This window comes from Streptococcus sp. HMSC065E03 (assembly GCF_001815045.1).
Taxonomy (GTDB): domain Bacteria; phylum Bacillota; class Bacilli; order Lactobacillales; family Streptococcaceae; genus Streptococcus; species Streptococcus parasanguinis_AD.
Genome location: NZ_KV818847.1, coordinates 243,459 through 244,085 on the forward strand (window position 1 = coordinate 243,459; position 627 = coordinate 244,085).

Consider the following 627-nt stretch of genomic DNA (forward strand, 5'->3'; position numbering starts at 1 on the left):
TGAACGATGATGTTCCAGCAACCTTCGATGATGGTTCAACAACTAAGACAGTTGATGGCGTTGGTACTTACACAGTAGCAGCAGACGGAACTGTAACCTTTGTCCCTGAAAAATCATTTGTCGGAACTGCACCAGCCGTAACGGTTGTTCGTGAAGATAAGAACGGAACCAAAGCTTCTGCAACTTATACACCAACTGTAACTCCTGTCACACCGACAGCGACACCAGTTGAAACAACAGGTAAGCAAGGTCAAACCCAAACAGGTAAGCCTGTATTTACTGAAGGCAACAGCCGTGTGCCAATGAACGATGATGTTCCAGCAACATTTGACGATGGCTCAACGACTAAGACTGTAGACGGTGTTGGTACCTACACAGTAGCAGCAGACGGTACTGTTACATTTGTACCAGAAAAATCATTTGTCGGAACTGCACCAGCGGTGACCGTTGTCCGCGAAGATAAGAACGGAACCAAAGCTTCTGCAACTTATACACCAACTGTGACTCCAGTCACTCCAACTGCAACACCAGTTGAAACTACAGATATCCAAGGTGCTACACAAACTGGTAAACCTGTATTTACTGAAGGCGATAGCCGTGTGCCAATGAACGATGATGTTCCAGCAA

General features: G+C 46.1%; 1 pseudogene. It reads left to right on the top strand.

The window, feature by feature from the left end:
* Positions 1-627, top strand: a pseudogene (locus HMPREF3002_RS04145) (fibronectin-binding protein); the annotation flags it as partial.